Source organism: Desulfobaculum sp. SPO524, from assembly GCF_044987625.1.
In the GTDB taxonomy this organism is placed as follows: Bacteria; Desulfobacterota; Desulfovibrionia; order Desulfovibrionales; family Desulfovibrionaceae; genus Desulfobaculum.
Window position 1 is genome coordinate 40,283 of record NZ_JBJDSB010000007.1, and the last position, 20,468, is coordinate 60,750.

General features: G+C 61.4%; 18 protein-coding genes. 8 read left to right on the forward strand and 10 right to left on the reverse strand.

The window, feature by feature from the left end:
- Positions 1-5 precede the first annotated feature (5 nt).
- From ACI3L3_RS16400 to ACI3L3_RS16410, 3 genes are all read left to right on the forward strand, one after another.
- Entirely contained in the window at positions 6-827 is an 822-nt protein-coding gene (locus ACI3L3_RS16400; protein WP_404846238.1) for a 4Fe-4S dicluster domain-containing protein, read from the forward strand.
- On the forward strand, positions 820-2,115 hold the full coding sequence (gene qrcD, locus ACI3L3_RS16405) for a menaquinone reductase integral membrane subunit QrcD (protein WP_404846239.1): 1,296 nt from the start codon (positions 820-822) through the stop codon (positions 2,113-2,115). Before ACI3L3_RS16400 ends, qrcD begins: the two co-directional genes overlap by 8 nt.
- Positions 2,116-2,640: 525 nt before the next feature.
- A complete protein-coding gene (locus ACI3L3_RS16410; protein ID WP_404846240.1) occupies positions 2,641-3,846 on the forward strand; it encodes a mercury methylation corrinoid protein HgcA in 1,206 nt (401 codons plus the stop codon).
- 50 nt (positions 3,847-3,896) lie between these two features.
- On the opposite strand, the gene ACI3L3_RS16415 is transcribed toward ACI3L3_RS16410, so the two are convergent.
- The 5 genes from ACI3L3_RS16415 to ACI3L3_RS16435 all read right to left on the reverse strand — a co-directional run bounded on the left by ACI3L3_RS16415 (position 3,897) and on the right by ACI3L3_RS16435 (position 8,405).
- Complete coding sequence (locus ACI3L3_RS16415) at positions 3,897-4,664, reverse strand: gamma-glutamyl-gamma-aminobutyrate hydrolase family protein (protein WP_404846241.1); 768 nt, start codon at positions 4,662-4,664, stop codon at positions 3,897-3,899.
- 2 nt (positions 4,665-4,666) lie between these two features.
- On the reverse strand, positions 4,667-5,662 hold the full coding sequence (locus ACI3L3_RS16420) for an amidoligase family protein (RefSeq protein ID WP_404846242.1): 996 nt from the start codon (positions 5,660-5,662) through the stop codon (positions 4,667-4,669).
- A gap of 245 nt (positions 5,663-5,907) precedes the next feature.
- The gene (locus ACI3L3_RS16425) at positions 5,908-6,741 is read right to left on the reverse strand and encodes a methyltransferase domain-containing protein (protein WP_404846243.1); all 834 of its coding nucleotides are present in this window, start codon (positions 6,739-6,741) and stop codon (positions 5,908-5,910) included.
- A 188-nt stretch (positions 6,742-6,929) separates the two neighbouring features.
- Positions 6,930-7,397 (reverse strand): CreA family protein, encoded by a 468-nt coding sequence (locus tag ACI3L3_RS16430; RefSeq protein ID WP_404846244.1) that lies wholly within the window; start codon positions 7,395-7,397, stop codon positions 6,930-6,932.
- Positions 7,398-7,514: 117 nt separating this feature from the next.
- Positions 7,515-8,405, reverse strand: a complete 891-nt coding sequence (locus ACI3L3_RS16435) for a LysR family transcriptional regulator (RefSeq protein ID WP_404846245.1) — start codon at positions 8,403-8,405, stop codon at positions 7,515-7,517.
- 201 nt (positions 8,406-8,606) lie between these two features.
- Between ACI3L3_RS16435 and ACI3L3_RS16440 the strand changes: the two genes are divergently transcribed.
- The 3 genes from ACI3L3_RS16440 to ACI3L3_RS16450 all read left to right on the forward strand — a co-directional run bounded on the left by ACI3L3_RS16440 (position 8,607) and on the right by ACI3L3_RS16450 (position 12,270).
- The gene (locus ACI3L3_RS16440; RefSeq protein WP_404846246.1) at positions 8,607-9,863 is read left to right on the forward strand and encodes a M24 family metallopeptidase; all 1,257 of its coding nucleotides are present in this window, start codon (positions 8,607-8,609) and stop codon (positions 9,861-9,863) included.
- Positions 9,864-9,955: 92 nt separating this feature from the next.
- Complete coding sequence (locus ACI3L3_RS16445) at positions 9,956-11,299, forward strand: radical SAM protein (protein WP_404846247.1); 1,344 nt, start codon at positions 9,956-9,958, stop codon at positions 11,297-11,299.
- 122 nt (positions 11,300-11,421) lie between these two features.
- Positions 11,422-12,270: a glycine betaine ABC transporter substrate-binding protein gene (locus tag ACI3L3_RS16450; RefSeq protein ID WP_404846248.1), complete on the forward strand. Its 849-nt coding sequence runs from the start codon at positions 11,422-11,424 to the stop codon at positions 12,268-12,270.
- 182 nt (positions 12,271-12,452) lie between these two features.
- Here the strand turns inward: ACI3L3_RS16450 and ACI3L3_RS16455 are convergent, their stop codons facing one another.
- From ACI3L3_RS16455 to ACI3L3_RS16475, 5 genes are all read right to left on the reverse strand, one after another.
- A complete protein-coding gene (locus tag ACI3L3_RS16455) occupies positions 12,453-12,941 on the reverse strand; it encodes a GNAT family N-acetyltransferase (protein ID WP_404846249.1) in 489 nt (162 codons plus the stop codon).
- Between the two features lie 163 nt (positions 12,942-13,104).
- The gene (locus ACI3L3_RS16460) at positions 13,105-13,854 is read right to left on the reverse strand and encodes a carboxymuconolactone decarboxylase family protein (RefSeq protein WP_404846250.1); all 750 of its coding nucleotides are present in this window, start codon (positions 13,852-13,854) and stop codon (positions 13,105-13,107) included.
- 107 nt (positions 13,855-13,961) lie between these two features.
- Positions 13,962-14,375: a cupin domain-containing protein gene (locus ACI3L3_RS16465; protein ID WP_404846251.1), complete on the reverse strand. Its 414-nt coding sequence runs from the start codon at positions 14,373-14,375 to the stop codon at positions 13,962-13,964.
- A gap of 129 nt (positions 14,376-14,504) precedes the next feature.
- Positions 14,505-15,542 carry an alpha/beta hydrolase gene (locus tag ACI3L3_RS16470; protein WP_404846252.1) on the reverse strand — a complete coding sequence of 346 codons (1,038 nt, stop codon included), beginning with the start codon at positions 15,540-15,542 and terminating at the stop codon, positions 14,505-14,507.
- Between the two features lie 39 nt (positions 15,543-15,581).
- A complete protein-coding gene (locus tag ACI3L3_RS16475; RefSeq protein ID WP_404846253.1) occupies positions 15,582-16,769 on the reverse strand; it encodes an iron-containing alcohol dehydrogenase in 1,188 nt (395 codons plus the stop codon).
- 209 nt (positions 16,770-16,978) lie between these two features.
- On the opposite strand from ACI3L3_RS16475, the gene ACI3L3_RS16480 reads away from it, so the two are divergent.
- Complete coding sequence (locus tag ACI3L3_RS16480) at positions 16,979-17,836, forward strand: AraC family transcriptional regulator N-terminal domain-containing protein (protein WP_404846260.1); 858 nt, start codon at positions 16,979-16,981, stop codon at positions 17,834-17,836.
- A 1,091-nt stretch (positions 17,837-18,927) separates the two neighbouring features.
- A complete protein-coding gene (locus ACI3L3_RS16485) occupies positions 18,928-20,271 on the forward strand; it encodes a sigma 54-interacting transcriptional regulator (protein ID WP_404846254.1) in 1,344 nt (447 codons plus the stop codon).
- The last annotated feature ends 197 nt before the right edge of the window (positions 20,272-20,468 follow it).

Sequence of the window (20,468 nt, forward strand, 5' to 3'; positions counted from 1 at the left end):
GCATCATGTCAGCATTCAAAGAATTCCCGATCAGATGGGGCATGGTCATCGACATAGACAAGTGCACGGGCTGTGGCGCGTGTACTGTGGCCTGCAACAAAGAAAATAATATCGCCCCCCAGCGTCAGCAGCTTGACCGCATCGCCGGAAAGGGCTTCCCCACCCGCTTCAAGAAGCTGGAGTGGATCACCATCTACGAACTGTCCAACGGCAAGCAGGGCAGCGCGCATGACAGCGCCTTCCTGCCGCGTCCGTGCATGCAGTGCGGCATGCCGTCCTGTGTGACCGTCTGCCCGGCAACGGCGACGGACAAAAACGAAAACGGCGGCATCGTCAGCCAGATCTACCCCCGCTGTTTTGGCTGCAGATACTGCATGGCCTCCTGCCCTTACCACGCCCGTGTGTTCAACTGGGACCAGCCCGTGTACCCCGAAGGCATGGAAAAGCAGCTGACCCCCAACGTCTCCGTGCGTTCGCGCGGCGTTGTGGAAAAGTGCAACTTCTGCCACCACCGTTGGATGTACGCCAAGGACGCCGCCCGCGTGGCTGGCGAGGACCCGAACGCGCTGCCCGAGGATGCCTACATCCCCGCCTGCGCCGAGGCCTGCCCCACCGGCGCCATCACCTTTGGCGATGTGAAGAACCCCGAGCATAAGGTGTACGAGCTGGCTCGCAGCCCCTACACCTTCCGCCTGCTTGAGCGCCTGGGCACCGACCCGCAGGTGTACTACATGAGTAAGCGCGAGTGGGTGCGTCGACAGGGTGACAACTACCTTGAAAACGAACCGGGCCCCGTAGCCCACGGCAATGGAGGTCACAATGGATAGAGCTCTTTGGCCTGAAGGCGTCGAGCGGTGCTCGCTTGGCAAGTTCCTGCTTTGGCTCGGGTTCGTCGGTGTGCTGCTGGCCGCCGGTCTGTACGAGTTCTTTATGATTCTCGTGCCGGACGGACTGGCCCGTACCGCTCTGGACAACTACTTCGGGTTCGGCCTGTGGATCACGTTTGACCTTGCGGTCATCGCCCTCGGTGCCGGAGCCTTCTTCACCGGTCTGCTCAAGTACATCCTCGACATCAAGGAGCTTGAGAAGATTGTTAACCTCACGGTCATTGTCGGCTTCATCTGCTACTCCGGCGCTATGCTTGTCTTGGCGCTGGACGTGGGGCAGCCGCTGCGGTCGTGGTTCGGCTACTGGCACGCCAACGTCCACTCCATGCTGACGGAAGTGATGTTCTGCATCACCTGTTACCTCATGGTGCTGGCCATTGAGTTTGTGCCGAACATCCTTGAGAACAGGAAGCTCAACGAGATTCCTTACCTGCACAACCTCGCGCACAACCTGCACGTGGTTATGCCGCTCATCGCCGGTATCGGCGCGTTCCTGTCCACCTTCCACCAGGGTTCCCTTGGCGGCATGTACGGCGTCCTCTTCGGCCGCCCCTACATCCTGCGTGATGGGTTCTTTATCTGGCCGTGGACGTTCTTCCTGTTCGTGCTGTCCGCCGTGGCTGCTGGTCCCTGCTTCTCCGTCTTGGTCGTGAAGATCATGGAGCTGCTCACCGGCAAGACCCTTGTGGACTTCAAGGTCAAGAAACTCATGTGCCGCATCGGCGGTACCATGCTGTGCCTGTACCTGTTCTTCAAGTTTGCCGACACTTGGGCTTGGGCCGCCGATGTGCTGCCGCGCTCCGGCCTGACGTGGGATCAGATGTTCAACAGCGGCCTTGGCTACGGCGAAAGCCTGTTGTGGATCGAGCTGGGCCTGTGCGGCGTTCTGCCCGCCATCCTGCTGATGGTGCCCCGCTTCCGCAACACTCCGGGCCTGCTGTACACCGCCGCTATCCTGAACTGCACCGGCGTTACGCTCAACCGTTACGTCTTCACCGTTCAGGCGCTGGCTATCCCGGTTATGCCCTTTGACCAGTGGTACAACTACATCCCGAACTGGGCTGAGTGGGCACCCTGCCTTGGCGTTGTCGCCTACGGCATGCTCGTTCTGTCCCTGTCCTACCGCTACCTGCCTGTGTTCCCGCAGGAGAAGGAACTGAACGCCAAGCCCCGCATGGCGGCTCCGGTTGAGCAGAAGGACGACGCGGAGGCAACGGCGACAGCCTAACCGCCCCGCCAGACCCCGTCTTCAAGGCCCGACCGGAAATCCGGTCGGGCCTTTTTGCGATGGGGATTGCTTCATATTGACGGAAGGTTGGGGAGCGTCTATCGTCAAGGCACGATGCAGGAGGATGTCCGGTGAATACTGCGGCGGCCGGGCCTTGGTGCCACACCCGCACAGGCCGCGCAGTGCCGCAGGTTTTCTGGAGGCAAGCCCCCAGATGAACGAGCCCGGAAATCCCCGTCCGGCATGCGGAAGACAACGCACGCATGCCAAGGAATTTTTTGCGCCGCCAAAGACGAATCGTGGCGGAGGCTGGACGAGAGTGCCCGGCCGTACCCGAGCGGGCCACAGCGCCCCGGGCCGAAGCCAAGTGAAAAGCCTGAAGACGACGCACCGTGCCCGGATGGCGGATGCCGTCCGTGGTGTGGGCGTTCTTTTTTTGTGCGGGCGGATACGCTCGCCAGCGCATATGACGACGAGAGTTGTTCAGACGTCACCGCAGTGCGGTGGTTGAGAAGGAAAAGCAGAATGGGACAGAATGAGGAGCAATACTCCACAATCCATAAGCGTGAGGACGACGTGTCCTCCATGGAAGGAGCGTATTGTCTCATTGATCCTCGGGCCGCCATTTGGGGCGAGGAACCGGGCAAGGGCCCGCACACACGCGTGGACTTTCCGCCGCAGCAGCGGGCGGGGTTTACCCTGTGCCCCTTTGTAAAGGAATTTATTAAGGTTGGCCGCCGCCATGTGCCGCGGGTGAAGCCTTATCTCTCTCTGCGCGACATGGGCGAGATGGTCCTTGCCGGGCTTGGCGTGCTGCGGGCCTCGCATGTTGTGGCCCCAGGGCTGTACTGCGTGGGGTTCCCGGACGAGGAGGCCCCGGTGCTGGCCGTGCCGAACCGCAAAATGTCCTTTGATGTCCTGCGCAAGGAGCTTTCCGGCATTGACGCGTGGCTGCTTGTTTTTGACGCCACGCGCAAGGATTCATGGAAGGCTGACGAGCGTCATCTGTATTCCGTCCCGGCGCTGGTGCACGCGGTGCGGGCCTCGCGCCTGCACGATGTGGTCAGCCACCGCCGTGTGTATGTGCCCCAGTCCGTCGAGCACCGCCTTGATGCGGATGTCGTCATGGGGCAGAGCGGTTTTTCGTTGGTGTATGGTCCCCGGCGGACCAAGGATTGGCAGGGATTTTTTGAAAACGGCGGCGTCGCCACCGTGCCCATGCAGGAAACGACCTTCACTTTGGCCGAACGCATGGTGCGCATTCCGCGCCAGTTGCACGCGCTGCTACGGCCGCTTGCGATGTTTGCCGTTGTCGCCTTTGTGCTGTCGGGCATGGGGCCGGATGTGTTTGATTTTGACGCCGCGTGGTCGCGGATGCTGGGTGTGGTGTGGGCGGCTGTTGCCGCTCTTGCCGCGGGGAGTGTGGCCGTACCGCTTCTGCTGCCCGTGTTGCCCGGCGGCAGGCTGACCTACAAGGGCCTAGGCATGGGCGCTGTTGCCGCGTGCGTGACGCTCCCAATGCTGCCGGAAGCGCTGTCCGCGCTTGATGTGGTGGCCCTTGGCGCGTTGATTGTGAGTGCCAGTAGCTGGCTGGCGCGCGATTTTGCCCGCCTGACGCCCATCGGCGCAGCCATGGGGCCTGTGACCGTCTGCCGCCGCCCGCTCCTTGGGCAGTGCATTGGCGGCGCGGTGTGGGCCGTGCTGTGGGGGGCATCGCGTTTTCTTGGATAGCGCAGCGAAAACGACGAGAGATGAAAGTGAAGAGGGATGGCCGGAGACGGCTATCCCTCTTTTTTTGCGGCGCGGACCAGCCCGCGCCAGATGCCCCGGTGGGCGCGCAGGTGGTAGAGAAATTCAGGATGCCACTGCACGCCGAGGACAAAGTCGCGTCCGGTGTGCTCCACGCCTTGGATGACGCCGCTGTCCTCGCGCGCGCACACGCGGATGCCCTCCCCCAGCTTGTCCACCGCCTGTTTGTGCAGGGCGTTCACCCACAGGTGGCGGGAGGATACAAGGCGGTAGAGCAGTGTGGTGTGGTCCACGGTGACGGATTTGCGCGGCAGGATGGTGCGCATCTGTACCGTCTCCGTATAGAAGGCTTCGAGGTCGCGGTGCAGGGTGCCGCCGTGGAAGACGTTGAGTAGCTGCGCGCCGCGGCAGATGCCCAGCACCGGACAGCGCAGGTCCTCGGCGCGGTGGAGCAGCCGCGTTTCCAGCTCGTCGCGGTCCTTGCCGGAGGAGGTGGAGCGTTTGAGGCTGAGAAGCCGCCGCAGGATGTAGATAAACGGCGAAAGCAGCAGCCGTGTGCCCCAGTAGCGCCTGTGGTGCGGGGCCACATGCGGGGGCGGGGCGGGCTGTTCGCCGTAGAGGCTTGGGTCCACGTCCGCGCCGCCGCTGATGACCAGCGCGTCCATGGGCGCGTCCGGCAACGGCCCGCCGGGCACGACCCGAATGGGACGCGCTCCGGCAAGCCGCAGGCAGAGCCATGTAAACAGCCACGGCCCCAAGCCGCCTCGGCGCGGGGCCGTGACCCAAACAGTCGGGCGCATGGCTACTCCATCATCTCCCGCACATGTGCGGCCCATGGCCGGGTCAGCGCGCTGAGGGGCGTGCCGTGCAGGTGCATGAAGGCTTCGGCCATTTCGCTAAGGCGCTTTTCGTCACTGGCGAGGCGTTCCACGTGTAGCCACATGTCCCACTCCGCCGCCACGGTCCACGTTGGATCGTCGATGAGGCAGTTGGGCAGGCGGTAGTGCAGGGCGGGGCGTGCTTTGATGAGGTGCATGTCCAGCGTTGCCGCCTCCAGGATGGAGCGGTCCATAAAGCAGAACAGCGGCAGCATGTCGAGGGTGCGGTTTCGCGTGGGGTTGTGCGTCAGGTAATCCACCACGAGGTGCTGGAGGTCCGGGGCATAGTCCGGGCGCAGAACCAGCGCCTTGTAGTCCTCGGGGAAGGAATCCACAAAGGGCGTCATGCGGCGCGTAAGGTCCACGTTCAGCGTTTCCTTCATCCAGTCCTCAAGGAGCAGGAAGGCGCGCAGATAGCGCAGGGCCGCCTCGGTGGTGACTTCCGGCATTTCGGGATTCATCTGAAAGCCAAAGGCGTAGAGGATGGATGCCTTGGTGCCCTTGGCGTCCTGTTCGTGCAGGGCTTGGCGCAAATCTTCGGCCACGTGCAGCTTGTCCAGCGGCAGGGGCGGGGTGGCTATCTCGCACGGCACAATGTTCTGCGAGGTCTCCAGCACCAGATGGTCCAGCCTGTCCTCGTCGATGAACTTCGAAATGTCGAGGCCCATTGTCTCAAGGATGGTCTTGTACTTTTGGTTCTTGAGGAGCGTGGCGTCCATCTCCGTGGCGAAGTCGCCGTAAGGCGTGTCCGTGACGGTGATGTCAAAGGGATTGCGCTCCACCTTGCGGCCGCCGAACAGCCTGATGATGCAGTCGGCGGCGGTGTCGGGGGTGAGTCCTGCCATCTCGTATTCAAAACCCACCCGGCGCAGGGCGTTGTCCTGCGTTGTGGTGACGGGGGGCATGGGCATTTGTGTCATATGTGTATGTCCTGTCGGTGTTGTCTGCGTGTTGCCCTTGGCGCGTGGCGCGCCAAGAACATGGAATCACCTAGACATACACATGAATCCCGGCAGGACGCAACCGGGCGGGAAAAAGCCGCCAGCCACTGGCCTTTGTAGGTCGGCGCGTCCATCGGGGGGCGCCGTTGACGCGGTGGGACGGAAAAAGCCCCTCAAGGAGGGGCTTTTTGATATGCGGAGGTGATTGCGACGTCTGTCCGTCTTTAGGCGTCTTTGGTGAAGACGAAGATGTGATCACCAGTAGGGACGGAGGCTTGAAACAAATGGGTGTTGTTTTTGAAAAAGGCGTCAACATCCTTGAAATATGCGGTAACGGCAGGGTTCCGGGAAAGTGCTCCCAAATCATCGAAGAAAAAGCCCAGCATGCTCGCCAGCCCATCTGCCCCGGGATATTCGTGGACCTGCGCGCCAACGTGTTCGCCCAGTTTAAGGATGCTTTCGCGGGAGGGGAGTCCGCATTCAAGGTGCTCCTTGGCCCATGGAGCGCCCCTGTGTTTGTAAATCAGGCGTTCAACTTCGTTCTTGTCGAACCCTTCTACCGCAATGGGGACAATGAGGATAACGGCCTGTCCAGCAAGGGCAAGGAGGTCCGCCAGAAATTGGGCCCGGTCTGCAGCAGGGACATGCTCCAGAACATGGACGGAGACGACAAAGTCAAAGGTTCGCCCCAGTTGCTGCACCGTGTGCGCCAAAAGCGTATTTTCCTGCGGCTCGCACAGCATATAGTCGGCATTGCCAAGGAAGTGGGACAGCAGCCCCTTGCCCCCGCCAATATCAAGGACGGAGAATTCGTCATTGTCCGCATCGTGGAGGTCCCGGATAACCTGCGCCGCACGTTCCAAACGGACATAGGTAGGAAGAGGCATGGTTTTCCGTGTGGCTTCGTTGGCGTGCAGGCGCTGGAGCAGGGCGTGGTCTACGGCGTCCGGGGCGAGGACTTGGGCGGTTTTGAGGTGTGCGTAGGCCGTCGTGGCGTCGTGGGCCTTGAGGGCCTGTGTTGCCAGATGAATATGGTAATCAGGGTGCAGGGCGGACATGGTTCCTCACTGGACTTGTGTGTTTGCGGATGCGCAATATGGACGGGAAACTGACGGGCGCGCCGCGTGAGGAAGAGCAAGCAAGTTATATACCGGGTTGGCAATGCGCGAACCCCGCACACGCGTGGTGCACCATACAAAAAGCCCCCAAGATGGGGGCTTTTTGTATGGGCGCGGCGCGCCGGGCGCTACTTGTAGCAGACGGCGGCAACGGAGTTTTTGTGGGAGCCGCTGATGACCTTGCGGCTGTAGGTCAGGTAGGTGATGACGCCTTTTTCAAAGTCGATAAACCGCACCACCTTGATGCTTTTAAAGATGAACGACGCGCGCTGGGAGAAGACCTCTTCGCCTTGTTTCAGCTTGCGGAGTTTTGCTTCGTCAACCTTGCCCGTCAGCACGCAGGTGATGGACGAGCTGGCTTTGTCCTCTGCCACGCCAAAGGCGCCCTTGATGCCGCCCTTCATGGCGCGGGACAGGTAGCAGGTCACCTGCGGGATGTCCGGGTCGTCAAAGGAGAAAATCTTGATGGTGTGGTCGGGGCCGAGCATTTTCCATTCCGTGGAGACTTCGCCGACAACGCGGGCGTCGCTTGCGAAGCTGGGCGCGGCGCAAAGCAGAAGAAGCAGGGTCAAAACACAAATGTGGCGGATACGCATGATGCCTCTTGGGTTATAGGACGGTGGACGGCAGGGAGCCGTGCCGGATGAAGACTGTGTTGTTCTGGGGCAATCGGGCCGTGGTGTCAAATTGTGCGGGCGGGTGGCCGCGTGGCGCTAGGGCGTTTTATGGAAGTCCCCAAGCTCGCGCAGGAGCCACTGCCCGGCCTTGCCCAAGGTCTTGTGCGGCGAGCGGATGAGGTACAGCGGCGAGGCATGCTCGCGCAGTTCCAGCTCCAGCGAAATGGGGACGATGTTGCGCTCCGCCATCACGGTGGCGAGGATGCTGGCCGGGAAAAAGGCCCAGCCCAGGCGGCGCTCCACAAGGGCGGCGCACGTGGCGTAGCTGTCCACCAGCCAACGCTTTTGGCTGAAGTGCGTGACCTCGGTGTCCTTTTCCGCCGCGCGGCTGGTGACCACGAGTTGGCGCTCGTCCTCAAGGTTGCCGAGGGTGACCCCTTCCTTGCGGGTAAGGGGATGGGTGGCGGACGCCGCGGCCTGAAAAGGCAGGTACGAGAGCAGGGTGTAGGTCTCCAGCCGTTTGGGGATGCCCGCACTCACCACAAGCCCGATGTCCGCCATGCCGGACGCCACATAGTCCTCAACATCGTTGAAGATGCCCGTCAGCAGGTCCAGTTCCGTAAAGGGAAAGCGGGCTTCAAAAGGACCAAGCACGTGTTCGATGAAGTCCGGATACAGGGCTTCATCAAGGGCGATGCGGATGTGCGTGTCTTCCTCCGCGCAGAAGGAGAGCGCACGGTCCTCCAGCCGCTCCGCGCCGCGGATGACGCTTTGGGCGTCGCGTAGCAGGGCTTCGCCTTCTTTGGTGAGGCGAAGGTACTTGCGGCTTCTGTCGAAGAGCTGGGTGCCAAGGTCGATTTCTAGATTGGCCACAGCCGTGCTGACGCCGGACTGCGCCTTGCCAAGGCGACGCCCCGCCGCCGAAAACGACCCCGTCTCCGCCGCAGCGGCAAAGCATTGCAGGTGCGTGAAATTGAATGAAATCATAATGCATTTTCCTCCGTGCTCCCGGGGGAGGTCTGCGGGCAACGTACGCGCGCGGGCGGGCGTTGTCTATGACCTATACGTTTTTCGGATAGGTTCTCACTGTGCAGGCAGGTTCTTGGCGTATAGGTTCTCCTCGTTCACAGCACACAACGCCGGGGCGAAGCAGCCCCGCGCTGAGCGATACACCGGGAGAAGACACACATGGCTCTTATAGAATGGCACACGGAGAATCAGTATATGAACTGGCCGGAACTCGTTGATGTCGCGCCCGAGAGCGCGGGCATTGACCTGAAGGCGGTGCGTCAGTACCGGCTGGCCTCCGTGCGCCGCGAAATGAAGCGATACAACGTCAATGCGCTGATTCTGTCGGACGCGGTAAACATCCGCTACGCCACCGGCGCCAGAAATATGCAGGTGTTTTCCGCCCGCAATGCGCCTTCGCGCTACCTGCTGCTGACGGAGCACAGGAGCATTCTGTTTGAATTTACGGGGTGCGAGCACCTTGCTGACGGGCTGGAAACCATTGATGAAGTCCGCCCCGCCGAGACAGCCAGCTTCGTGGCCGCCGGGCCGCACATCCGCGAGCGCGAGGCGCAGTGGGCGCAGAAGATGATAGCGCTTATGCGCGAGCTGGTCGGGCCGGACCTGCGCGTTGGGCTGGAGCGGATGAACGCCGGTGTCGCCATTGAAATGGCGCGGCAGGGCGTCCCCATTGTGGACGCGCAGGAGCCGGTGGAAATGGCGCGCTGCATCAAATCCGACGAGGAGCTGAAGTGCGTTATCGCCTCGCTGCAGGCCACGGAGCAGGCCACAGGCAAAATGCGCGGCGCCATCCGCCCCGGCATTACGGAAAATCAGCTCTGGTCCGTGATGCATCAGGAAATCATTGCCCTGAACGGCGACTATGTGGAAACCCGCTTGCTCAGCTCCGGCGCGCGCACCAACCCGTGGTTTCAGGAGTCGGCCAACAAGGTCATCGGCGAGAATGAACTCATCGGCTTTGATACCGATGTCGTGGGCTGCCATGGCTACTATTCCGACTTTTCGCGCACATTCCACGCCGGACCGGACGCCCCCACCGAGGAGCAGCGCACGCTGTACAAGGTGGCCTACGAGCAGATTCAGCACAATATTGGCATCATCAAACCGGGTATGACCTTTCGCGAGTACGCCGAGAAGGCGTGGGACATTCCGGAAAAGTACCACGCCAATCGCTATTACCTGTCCGCCCACGGCGTGGGCATGTCCGGCGAATATCCCTACCTGTACCACCGCGCGGACTTTCCGGACGCGGGATACGACGGCGTTATCCAGCCGAATATGACGCTGTGTGTGGAGTCCTACATTGGTGAGCAGGGCGGCCGCGAGGGCGTGAAGCTGGAGGAACAGTTGCTGGTGACCGAGCACGGCACCACGCTGCTGACGCATTATCCCTTTGAAGACGAACTGCTCAAGTAGCAAGGCCGGGCGGCACAATGCATGACGAAGCGGTAAAGAGTCAGATGCCGGAAGCGCAGAGGCCAGAAACCCAGAAGCCAGAAATACAAAGGTTGGACACGCAAGTACTGGAACGCGGCGACCTGCGCATCACACTGAACAGGCGGGGCGAGAACGCCTACGTCAAACAGCGCCGACCCGTGACCTACGGGCTGTATAACGAGGTGGAAACCCCCACGGCGCGGCTGGTGTTCAACCTTGAGGGCGACATTGTCCGGGCCGAAGGCCGCGGCGGCGCATGGCCGAGCGACCTTGAATACCTCCGGCGCACCGCCGGGGACGACTGGGTGTACTACTCCACCGGTGGCTACGGCGGCTCGTGGGAAACGCTGACGGAATCGCCGTTCCCCGCGCAGGTATCCTTCCGAATTCCAGAGCCGTACAGCGAGGTGTTCAAGACCTTCGGCGAATACTATCTGCCGAACCTGCCGTACGCGTCCAACGCCATCCTTGGCTCCGACCCCTTTGCCATGCCTGCGGTACAGGGGCTGGTGGACGGCTGGTTTGAAGAAGTGCAGGCCGTGCGGCGTGCGGCCAACGATCTGCCGCGGCAGTTTCGCGAGTTTCTGAGCCGCGCGGCGGGCAAGACCCCGCAGCGGCTGCGCCAGAAGGCCGAGCGCTTGTTTGCGGCCTGTGGCGGGCGCGCGTCGGTTCTGCCGCCGGATGCGCGGCATGTGGACTACAACGTGATTCCGCTAAATATCTCGCAGGGCTGCCTGTATAAATGCCGGTTCTGCACGGTGAAAAACACCATGCCCTTCCGCACCCGGTCGCGGGCGGACATAACGAGCCAGTTGGATCAGCTTGCGGCGCTGTATGGGCGCGACCTTGTCAATTACAACGCGGTGTTTCTTGGCGACCATGACGCCCTTGCCGCCGATGACGACACAATCTTGTGGGCAATCGGTCAGGCGCGGGAGCGGCTGGGGATTGACCGGTCCTACATGCAGGGCGCGAGCGTGTTCCTCTTTGGCAGTGTGACGTCGCTGCTGGCGAAGGACGACGCGTTTTTTGACCGCCTTGGGAGCTGCGGGGCCTCGGTGTACATCAACGTGGGGCTGGAATCCGTGGACCAGCTGGCGCTGGACTTCATCGGCAAACCGCTGCGCAGCGCGCAGGTCGCCCGCTGTTTTGAACGCATGCAGGAGCTGAATGCGCGGCATGCGTCCATTGAATGCACGGCGAACTTCGTTTTTGACGAGGCCTTGCCGCAGGGGCATATCCCGGCGTTTTTGGAGTTGGTCGGTGCGGCTGGTGGGCCGGCGCAGGTGAAAGGGACGGTGTATATGTCGCCCCTGTGTCTGAGCCCGCCGTCAGCGCGCACGCTGTTTGAACTGAAGCAACTGAAAACGTGGAGCCGCTTGCCGCTGTATTTGTACCTGATTCAACGGCTGTAGAGTGAGATTTTTTGAGCATTGGGCGGACGCCCTGCCAGAATTATGAGGACGCTGTGTCCGTGGAACGTGGGGAAAAATTGGGCCCCCCATCAAAAGGCAAAACCAAGACAAGGAGTGAATGTATGAAGAGGCTGAAAGGAATTTGCGCGCTCGTCGCCATGGTTTGTGTGTTGTCCATTTTTCCGCAGCATGCCAATGCGCAGGATAAGACGATTCGGTTTGGCGTGAACAACTGGGCCGAGAATGTCGCGGTTTCCAACATGTGGAAGATTTTGCTGGAACAGCGCGGTTATGACGTTGTGCTGACGCAGGTGGGCAATGGCGTTATGTACAGCGCCGTGGCCAATGCCTCGCTGGACGTTGGGCTGGAAGTGTGGCTGCCCAATTCCGATAAGCCTCTTGTGGACCGCTACGGCAAGGATTTTGACATCCAGAATGCCTGGTACAAGGGCGCGAGCCTTGGGCTGGTGGTCCCCTCCTATGTGGACATCGACTCGCTGGCCGACCTTGCCGAAAACAAAGAGATGTTCGACGGCGAAATCATCGGCATTGATTCCGGCTCCAGCCTGAACGAGATGACCCGCGGTGCCCTGAAGGAATACGGCCTTGAGTACGACTTTGTGGAAAGCTCGGAACCGGCTATGCTGGGCGTTTTGAAGGCCGCGTACGAGGCCAAAAAGAACGTGGTGGTGACCCTGTGGAACCCGCACAGCGCCTTTGCCAAGTTTGACCTCAAGTACCTGAAGGATCCGAAGAACGTCTACGGTGAAGGCGACGACATTTTCTTCATCACCAGAAAGGGCTTCGACAAGGACTTTGGCGAGGTTCTGGGCTGGATGAACTCGTGGTTCATGACTGATAGCACCCTTGGAGAACTCATTGCCACCATCGAGCGCACCGGCGACCCCGAAGAGGGCGCGGCCAAGTGGATTGAGGCCAATTCGGAATTGGTCGACTCCTGGTTCAAATAACGGGCGCAGCGTGCGCCGGCGAGAGCGCCGCGCCGCACGCCGCCAGCATCTGCATTGGCAGGTGCGCATACGGCCAGAGCGAGGCTCCCCGGACAGATTACTGTCTGGGGAGTTTTTTTATGCGTGGGGGATGGGCAAGCACGCGGTGGCCCAAGGGGCGCCGGGCGGGGCTTCTGGGCGGACTAGGGCAGTTCCAGCGTAAGGCGCAGCATGTCCCGAAGCTGGATGCCGTCTTCAAAGATGGGCTGGGGGTAGTGGGTGACAAAGAAATCCCGGTCGATGGCCGTTACCCGAAAGCCGTGGCGCTGGTAGAACGCAAGCTGGTAGCCAAAGCTCCCGGTGCCCACCTCCAGCCGCGGGGCGCCGCTGTAGCGGAAGACGCCGATGACATGCTGCAACAACTGGGAGCCGATGCCGCGCCGTTGATGCTCCGGGGCGACGGCAATGCTCATGAGCTCATATCCGCCATCCGCTAAGGGCTGCACCGCGCATGCGCCAAGGGCATCTTGGCCCGAGGCGGCATTTCGCAAGACTTCCGGGTCCGAATCTTCTGGCAGGGCGATGAAGCACCGCGACTGCGGCAGATAGGACGCGAGTTTGTCCTCGGACGGGTCCGCCAGCAGAAGGAGTGAGCGGGGCGCGTCTGACGGGGGGATTTCGCAAATATGCATGGCGCATCTCCTGTGTGCATCGGCTGTTTGTGCAAGCCGACTTTACCCCAAATGCGCGCAATACCGAAGGGTTTTCGGTGGGGGTGTCGGCCCGCAGTGCTGCGGACCGACGCGGGCATGAGTCCTGCGGCGGACACGGTGGCGGGCGCGGCGCGTGTGGAGCCTAGGTGCTTCGCTGGGCCAGGACTTTGGCCAGCACCGCCTGCGCGCTGCGGGCCTGGTCCTTGTCCACTTTGGCGTCCAGCACGGAGATGAACTCGTGCATCTGCGTGGCGGTCAGGCCTGTGTTCATGGCCGCGCCAAAGTGGAAGAAGAGCTGCCCCTCGGTGCCGGTCATATTTGCCAGGGCGGCGATGGTCGCCAGTTCGCGCTGCTGATGCGTCAGCACATCGCGGGCGAAGATGTCGGCAAACAGGTGCTCCTTGAGGAACGTATCAATAATGGGCGTGAACTCTTGGTAGGGCGCAAGGGTTGTGGGGATGTCCTTTTGCCCGGCAAGGTCCGCGCGGACGCGGGCGCCGTAGGCGTCGCGGTCCATGTCGGCGGGCAGGGGCGAGGCCTCTTTGCCCTCCGCGTCCAGAATGCCTTTGGCCTTTCGCTCCTGCGTCAGGTTCATGAACGCGCCAAGGGCGTTGAGGCTGCGGGGAAAGCCCGTGTAGGCATACAGCTGGACAAGGATTTCTTTGATTTCGTTGATGGTCAGCCCGGAGTCCAGCCCGTCGCTGAGGGCCGGGGTCAGCCGGTTCGTGTCACCACTGGCGGTAAAGGCGGCAATGGTGACGATGGCCTGCTGCTGGGCATCAAGGGCTGGTTCCGGGGTGCGGTCTGTGGTCATGGTTGCCTCCGCTGCGGATGCAAGGCCGAAGGTGAAAACAAGGGCAATGATGGCAAATGCGGACGTCCTTATGGTCATATCGGCCTCCGTGCATTGCAGGCAGAGTGTTGGTGGTTGTCCGCGCCGTGTGGGCGCTTTGGGGTGGTGCGTCTGGAAGGGGGGGCTGTGGAGGGGGCGCCCCGTGCCTAGCGCGCGTCCAGTGCGTCATACTCCTCGTCGCTGACAGGTTCGACCCATTCGTTGGAGCCGCCTTCGGCGGGGACTTCCACCGCCACGTGGGCAAACCACGAATCCTTGGCCGCGCCGTGCCAGTGCTTGACCTCGGGCGCAATGTGCACCACATCGCCGGGGCGCAGCTCACGGGCGGGTTTTCCGGCTTCCTGATACCAGCCGCGGCCACCCGTCACGAGCAGGATTTGGCCACCCTTGTGGTGGATGTGCCACCAGTTGCGACACCCCGGTTCAAAGGTCACGTTGCCGATGACCACACCCTCTGTCGAGAGCATTTCAAGGTAGCTGGTGCCGGTGAAGTACTTGGCGTAGGCGTCATTTTTGCTGCCTGTGGGAAAGATGCCTTCACCGTTGAAGGAATGACTCATAATGGCCTCCGTGGGCTTTGGGTTATTTCTTTTGTGATTCTCTTTGGTGCATGAGCAGGGCCTTGCGGGATTTTCCCGGCGCCTGCTGAGCAAACACAGGCGCAGTATACGCCATGTTGCCGCGTGTGGTTATTTGAGGGCCGTAGTGAAGAAGTCTTCCAGCGTGTCGAAGGGAATTTTGTCCACCTTGTCGTACAGGTCCACGTGGTTGGCGCCGGGGACGACTACACGTTCTTTGGGCTGGTTGGCCTGTTTGAAGGCATCCTCGCTGAAGTAGCGGGAGTGCGCATTTTCGCCGATGATGAACAAAATGGGCCGGGGCGAGATGGACGCAATGCGGTCAAGCAGCTTGTAGTTCATGAAGGCCATGTCGCTGGTCATGGTGAAGTGCGTGGACGAGCGGCGGTGCTGGCCGCGCTCCGTCTTGTAGTAGCCGTAGAACTCGCGGGTGATGGGGTCGGTATTCTCGTCTATGGTCTCCGGCAGGCCCAGTGTTTTGACCTCGCCGCCGGCGTATTCCCGCCAGCGCTGCTCGCCGAGTTCGTCGAGGTAGGCGTTTCGCTCCGCTTCGGTCCATGAGTCCATCCAGCCATTGGCCTTCACGCGGCTCATGTCATACATGCTGACCGTCGCCACGGCCTTGATGCGCCTGTCGACCTGCGCCGCGCTGAGGGCAAAGCCGCCGCTGCCGCAAATGCCGATGACGCCAATGCGCTCGCGGTCCACGTAGGGGCGGGTTCCCATAAAGTCCACGGCGGCGTGGAAGTCCTCGACGAAGCCTTCAACGGATGAGGTCTGGCGCGGAAAGCCGCCGCTCTCGCCGTTGTAGGATTCATCAAAGGCGATGGTGACGAAGCCGCGCTCCGCCATGGTCTGGGCGTAGATGCCCGCGCCTTGCTCCTTCACGCCGCCATAGGGCGTGCCAACGATGATGGCGGGGTAGCCCTTTGACGGGTCGAAGTCCTTGGGCTTGAACATGTCGGCGGCGATGAAGATGCCAAACCGGTTATGAAATTCCACCTTCTCGTGGATGACGTTACTACTTTGTGCGTACGTTTTGTCCCAGGTCATGATGTCCTCCGCATGGGCCATGGTTGTGAAAAGGACCAGAAGCAGAACCGGCAACAGGGCCGCTCCTTTTCCGGCGAGCAGTGATGCGGCGCGCATGGCGTCCTCCTGCATGGGCTGTGGTGCGTGGCCGTGCGCCTACAAGGCGGACCGGAATATCGAAACGATGTCCGCGACGCTCATGGGCGGGCGTCCGGGCAGGTTGCCGTCTTCATCGTGGATGATTTGCAGCGTGTCGCGGGCGTAGGTCTCCAAAAGGGCGTCGTCGATGCCCAGTTCGCTCAGCCGGGTCGGGCAGTCGATGGAGCGCAGGAATGCTTCGAAACGGTCAATCCCCTCCAGCGCGCAGGACACATCATTCTCCGAGGTTGCCGTCAGGCCAAAGATGCGCTGGGCAAACTGGACGAACTTTGGCGTGTTTGTCTTGGCCGCAAAGCGCATCCACGCGGGGTTGATGACCGACAGGCCCGCCGCGTGGGTGACGTCATGATGGCCGGACAGGGTGTGCTCCAGCATATGCACGGGGTAGGCGCCGTTGGTGCCCACCTGCACCCAGCCGTTGAGCGCCACAGCGGCAGCCCACTGGATGTGCGTGCGCGCTTCAATATCCGCGCCGTCGGCGATGGCTTTGGGGCCCCACTGCATGGCGGTGAGGATGACGCCCTCGGCAAAGCGGTCCTGCAGGGGAGTGCTGTCGATGCCGTTGAAGTAGGCTTCGGTCACGTGGGTGATGAGGTCGCACACGCCGTAGGCCGTCTGGTTGCGCGGCACGCTGACGGTAAGCTCGGGGTCCATGATGGCGGCTTTGGGGGAGAGCAGGGGATTTTGGATGAAGGATTTGACCTTCGTTTCCTCGTTGGTAATCACCGCGCCGCAGTTGGTCTCGGACCCTGTGGCCGCCAGTGTCGGTACTGTGATAATGGGCAGGGCCTTGTCTGGAACGTGGACATCCGCCTGCCCATGGTGAATCATATCCCACGGGTTGCCGTCGTAGAACGTGGCGGCGGCGATGACTTTTGCCGCGTCCATAACGCTGCCGCCGCCGATGGCGATGATGACGTCGCAGCCCTGGCTGCGGGCGGTCTGCGCGCCGCGGATAACGGAGGTGATGCGCGGGTTCGGCTCCACGCCGTCGCACTCGGCATAGGCCACACCTGCGGCCGTAAGGCTTTGCACTGCGCGGTCAAACGCACCGCTTTTCTTCACGCTGCCGCCGCCGGTGACAATGAGGGCCTTTGCGCCGTATTCGCGGGCGACCCCGCCAAGCCGGGCCAGATTGCCCGCGCCAAAAATGATTCGAGTCGGATTGTGAAATTCGAAATTCATTCCCCACTCCTTGTGCTTTTTCGTGTGTTCGATGGAGTCATTTTTACGGGCATCCCCCGTGGGATTGAACACACATTTCTCTCAAAAGTTTGCCCAATCCTCTCTGGATGGCGCGAGAGGCTTGAACTGCGGCGCAAAGTGGTGTCTGGAGGATGAGCAGACTCAAGGAGGGAGGCCATATGTCAGAACTTGTCGAATTGCTTTATGAAATGGCAACAAACGACGGCGGCGCCGTTGAATCACATCTGCCGGGCGTACGTTTTTTTAAAGATACCCAGCACGTTAGGCGCAGGCCAATGTTGTACAATCCTGGAATTTGCATCGTGGCGTCGGGGCATAAGGAAGGAACGCTCGGCGGGGTGTTTTTCCGCTACGACGCGGACAACTATCTTGTCACATCCGTGGCCATGCCCTTTGAGTGCGAGTCCTTCCCCGGTGAGCGTGACCCGCTCCTTGGGCTGTATATTGACCTCGACATGGCTCAGCTCAATGATCTGATAACCCAGATGGACGAGCGCCCCGGCTCCATCGAGCTTGGCGGCGGCGAGTCGCCGTTGGGTATTGGTCCCTCCGCCATGGATAAGGACATGAAGGACGCGGCGGTGAAGCTCCTGCGGACGCTACGCACAGAGCGGGAGGCCCGCATCCTCGGGCCGGGGCTGGTGCGCGAAATGTACTACCGCGCCCTGTGCGGCAGCCAAGCCCCGGTGCTGTATTCCCTTGCCAAGGGCGGCAACACCTACTCGCAGGTGGCGCGGGTGATTACCCTGCTGGAAGGCAACTACGCCAAAAAAATCAACGTGCAGGAAATGGCGGACTCGGCGCATATGAGTGTCTCGGCCTTTCATAAGGCCTTTAAGGACATCACTGCGGACTCGCCCCTGCGCTACCTGAAGAAAATCCGCCTGAGCCGTGCGCGCGACCTTATTGTGCAGCAGAATATGAAGGCCTACCTTGCCGCCGACGCTGTGGGGTATGAAAGCACCTCGCAGTTTAGCCGCGAGTTTAAGCGCCACTTCGGGCAAAGCCCCGCGGAGCTGATGCGCGAAATGCGCTCCGCCGTGTAAGCCCTCCCCGCAGGAAGGGGGCCACTGGAGCTGGACGCAAAACGCCCTGAGACGTTACAGAATGTCTCAGGGCGTTTTGCGTGTGCTGTGGCGGAAGGGGGGGATGTATGGCCCCGGCCAGCACGAGGGAAAAAAGACGGGGCGGAGCCATGCTCCACCCCATGGAAGCTGGGAGGCCTTGTCCGGTGCCGCCTGATGCCGCCAGAAGAGTGAGCGCCGGGAAGCCGGCTGCGGCGGCGCGCCCGTGTGCCCTCCACTGGACATCCGCGCCGGAATTGCCTATTGACGCGTATTTGAGAAAGAAATTCAAAGTCATTTTCAAATTGTAAACGCGCAATCGGTACCACCTCATGCAGAACACTGTTTTTCCCTCTCATCCAAGTCCGCCCGGGGGCGCCCTGTGGCCCTGTAGTTTTGGGGCTGTGTACATGGATATGGACGGCCTTGTCCGGCATATCGCCGGACCGGAGCGGCTCCCCAAAGGATTGAGCGAGGCGCTGAGCGTAGGGGCGTCCATTGACGATGCCTTAGGCGATTATCCGGCGCTTCGGCGTCATGTTGCCTTGTCTCACACTGTTTCGGCTTATGCGACGACATTCCGCATTGGGGCGGCGTGTTGGCGGTTTCAAAGTGTTCGGTGCGGGCTTGCGGCGTTTCGGTCCACCGGCGTGCTTCTTCTTTTGGAACATGCTTCCGCGCCTCGGACGTGCGTTCATGCCAGCGCCGCGCGCCTTGCAGGGCTGCTCGGCGTCTTTGGGGAGCGGGGCGTTTTGCATGATGGCGGCGGGGCGCCAATTGTGTGCATTGTCCCTGGGACAAAGCAGAATTCCCTGCTTCAGATGGCCAGCACGGCGCCGCGTCCGTTTCCGCACCTTGGGCAGCACCACGCGCCACTTTCACGCAAGGCGCAAAGGCGGCTTGGGGCCGACGGATGGTGCGTTGATGTCCTCTCTCCGCTGCAGGATCATGACGCCGCACCACTTCTTGCGAAAAGTTTTTCGCTCATGCTTGGGGGCCAGCGCCTGACCGCGAGCTTCTACCGCCCCGTCTCACTGGCAGGGCGTCCCGGTGCGCGGGATGCGAGCTGTGTCGTGCCTGCATCTGGTGTCCGGGGCACCGGGTATAAACGCGCTCCCGCGCCTGATTTTACGCTGCTCCATGTGGATGATGGCTATTTGCCCCTTTTGCGGACCCATGCGGCGCACCTGATGGATGGGGTGCCGTTGTCCTTTGAGGAGATGGTCCACCCACGCGACGTGGAGCGCTACCGAGCCACCATCGCCGATGCCGAGCGCCGCCGGGCGTCATATGCCTTTCGGTACCTCTTGCGGACGGACGAAGGGCAGGACGTCTATGTCATCGACACAGGGCGCGGCGTGTATGATGTGGATGGAAATCTTGCCCATATCGAAGGTGTGCTGTTTGAGGCGTCAGCGCTTGAGGCGCTGGTGGATAGCGCCGCCAATCAGGAACCGACCACGGCGGCTGGTGAGTTTGTGGAACTGGGCATTATTGGGCGATCGCGTGGCATACGGGAAGTCATCGCAACCATTCGTAAGGCCGCCACGTCTTCGGAGTGTGTGTTGATTCAGGGCGAATCCGGCTCAGGCAAGGAACTTGCCGCCCGCGCCCTGCATACCGCAAGCGCGCGGGCACACCGGCCATTCATCGCCGTGAACTGTGGCGCCATCCCCGAGTGCTTGATGGAAAGCGAATTCTTCGGCCACCGCAAGGGGGCCTTTTCCGGTGCGGACCGTTCCCACGCCGGGCTTCTTGAGCAGGCTGACGGGGGAACGCTTTTCCTTGATGAAGTTGGTGAGATTCCCCAGCCCATACAAGTGAAACTTCTGCGCGCCATTGAGGGCGGCGGTTTTTCTCCTGTTGGTGACGCGCGGGTGCTGACGCCGGATATCCGCATCGTCGCGGCCACCAACCGCAATCTTGCCGAGATGGTCGCCAAGGGAGCCATGCGCCGCGATTTTTACTACCGTATCAACATTCTGCCCCTCACCATTCCCCCGCTGCGCGAACGGCGGGAGGATGTTCCCCTTCTTCTCGGGCATTTTCTTGAGCAAGCCGAATGCACCCAGCCCATTCCGGGCAAGGCGTTGACCCGGCTTATGGATTACCCGTGGCCAGGCAATGTCCGTGAACTGCGCAACGTGGCCATGCGCTACGCCACCCTTGGCGAGCTTCCTGCGGAGCTTTTGGGCCCAGAGCAAAGCCTTCCCGACCAACATCCGCAGGAGCCGCCCACCTACGGCACCCTGAAGTCCCGCCTTGGCGCTGTGGAAAAGGACATCCTGCGCAAGGAGTTGGATGCCAGTGGCTGGAAACGCACAGCCGTTGCACGCCGCCTCGGCATCGACCGCCGCACTCTCTACGATAAGATGCAGCGCTACTCTCTGAAGCGAAAGGGGAAAACGGGAGAATAGCGCCCCATCATGGGGTGGATTGGCCCCACATGCTGAGAGCGCTGGGCTGGCATGGGTTGGAAGCTCTTTCGCGTGGAAAACGGGAAGAAAAGTTCCCAATCTGGGCCGTCCCGTTCGTCTTCCATCGTCTCAAAACCCTTGCCTGTGCTTGTTTTTTGCGCATTGCCTTCTGGCACGCTGTTTGCTGATTATGAAAA

Coding starts and splice junctions, on each gene's coding strand:
- ACI3L3_RS16450 (WP_404846248.1), top strand. CDS start 11,422: ATGAAGAGGCTGAAAGGAATTTGCGCGCTCGTCGCCATGGTTTGTGTG.
- ACI3L3_RS16470 (WP_404846252.1), bottom strand. CDS start 15,542: ATGCGCGCCGCATCACTGCTCGCCGGAAAAGGAGCGGCCCTGTTGCCG.
- ACI3L3_RS16425 (WP_404846243.1), bottom strand. CDS start 6,741: ATGTCCGCCCTGCACCCTGATTACCATATTCATCTGGCAACACAGGCC.
- ACI3L3_RS16420 (WP_404846242.1), bottom strand. CDS start 5,662: ATGACACAAATGCCCATGCCCCCCGTCACCACAACGCAGGACAACGCC.
- qrcD (WP_404846239.1), top strand. CDS start 820: ATGGATAGAGCTCTTTGGCCTGAAGGCGTCGAGCGGTGCTCGCTTGGC.
- ACI3L3_RS16465 (WP_404846251.1), bottom strand. CDS start 14,375: ATGAGTCATTCCTTCAACGGTGAAGGCATCTTTCCCACAGGCAGCAAA.
- ACI3L3_RS16460 (WP_404846250.1), bottom strand. CDS start 13,854: ATGACCATAAGGACGTCCGCATTTGCCATCATTGCCCTTGTTTTCACC.
- ACI3L3_RS16480 (WP_404846260.1), top strand. CDS start 16,979: ATGGCAACAAACGACGGCGGCGCCGTTGAATCACATCTGCCGGGCGTA.
- ACI3L3_RS16435 (WP_404846245.1), bottom strand. CDS start 8,405: ATGATTTCATTCAATTTCACGCACCTGCAATGCTTTGCCGCTGCGGCG.
- ACI3L3_RS16410 (WP_404846240.1), top strand. CDS start 2,641: ATGGGACAGAATGAGGAGCAATACTCCACAATCCATAAGCGTGAGGAC.
- ACI3L3_RS16430 (WP_404846244.1), bottom strand. CDS start 7,397: ATGCGTATCCGCCACATTTGTGTTTTGACCCTGCTTCTTCTGCTTTGC.
- ACI3L3_RS16475 (WP_404846253.1), bottom strand. CDS start 16,769: ATGAATTTCGAATTTCACAATCCGACTCGAATCATTTTTGGCGCGGGC.
- ACI3L3_RS16455 (WP_404846249.1), bottom strand. CDS start 12,941: ATGCATATTTGCGAAATCCCCCCGTCAGACGCGCCCCGCTCACTCCTT.
- ACI3L3_RS16400 (WP_404846238.1), top strand. CDS start 6: ATGTCAGCATTCAAAGAATTCCCGATCAGATGGGGCATGGTCATCGAC.
- ACI3L3_RS16440 (WP_404846246.1), top strand. CDS start 8,607: ATGGCTCTTATAGAATGGCACACGGAGAATCAGTATATGAACTGGCCG.
- ACI3L3_RS16415 (WP_404846241.1), bottom strand. CDS start 4,664: ATGCGCCCGACTGTTTGGGTCACGGCCCCGCGCCGAGGCGGCTTGGGG.